General features: G+C 65.3%; 2 protein-coding genes. Both read left to right on the top strand.

The features are described 5' to 3' along the window. On the top strand, window positions 1-345 hold a 345-nt coding region (locus AB4030_RS22390), incomplete at its 5' end, for a hypothetical protein (RefSeq protein ID WP_442281404.1). A gap of 74 nt (window positions 346-419) precedes the next feature. Then, window positions 420-683, top strand: a complete 264-nt coding sequence (locus AB4030_RS22385) for a hypothetical protein (protein WP_442281403.1) — start codon at window positions 420-422, stop codon at window positions 681-683. The last annotated feature ends 222 nt before the right edge of the window (window positions 684-905 follow it).

The following is a 905-nucleotide window of genomic DNA, read 5'->3' as shown; positions in this document are numbered from 1 at the left end:
GAGGCTGCGCCCTCTGGGGTCATTGGCTGGCAGTACGACCAGGCTTTGAACTTCGACTACGGCCTTCTCGTTTCGATCGCTGGCGCGCTCTGGAACCTCGGCGGCAGGCTCGTTTTCCGGTTCGGGTGGCAAGTGAGGGTCAGTCGGACAAGCACCCGATGGCCGCACCGGCGAAAGGTGGTCGGCAGACGCCGGATGCGCTACAAGAAGGACGCCCTTGCGCAACTTCCGGGCCTGGTCGAAGCGGTGCACCGCGAAGGTCCTCGGGCGCTTTCTCAGACTTTTGACCCGACGCCGCATGCGAGCAGCACAACCGTGCTGTCCGACTCGAGCGCCGACCTATAGATCGGTTTCCGCACATGGCGCCGAGCGAGCTTTTCATGATCGGGTGGCCGCGGATTAGTCCGTACCCTGCAGCCATGGATGACCACGGCCGCCGCGTCCTCGCGCCACTCAGGGAAGCGTGGACCGCGTTCGAAGACGGCACCGCGAGCCTGCTGGACCTCTCCCGTCTGGCCGAACAAGCGGCCGGAGCGCTGGACAACGCGTCCGCGCCACTGCCTCAACTGCTGCGGAAGGCTACAAGCGATCTGGAGTTCGCCTCGTACACGAATGACCAGGAGAACCATCTTCAAGTAGGGCGGCAGATTCTCGAGCCCGTCCTTGCCGAGTGGGCGGGCTGAGATGGGACGTCCTTTTCTGCCGCGGGGCGGTCGTGCCTGCGGCATCATCGCGGACATGACGCAGCGGATCTCCCTGCCTGACGCCGGCGTGGAACTCGAGCTCCCGGAAACCGAGGACGGCTACATCTCGGCTGTTCTTTGTCGGAAACCCGGCGGCACGGTCTCATGGCAGGCGCGCCCTCCCGAGGGTGAAGGCGACGCTTGGGTCACGGTCGCCCTCGA

The sequence above is a fragment of the Terrabacter sp. 2YAF2 genome, from assembly GCF_052114705.1.
GTDB lineage: Bacteria > Actinomycetota > Actinomycetes > Actinomycetales > Dermatophilaceae > Terrabacter.
This window is presented reverse-complemented; position numbering and strand designations above follow the sequence as displayed.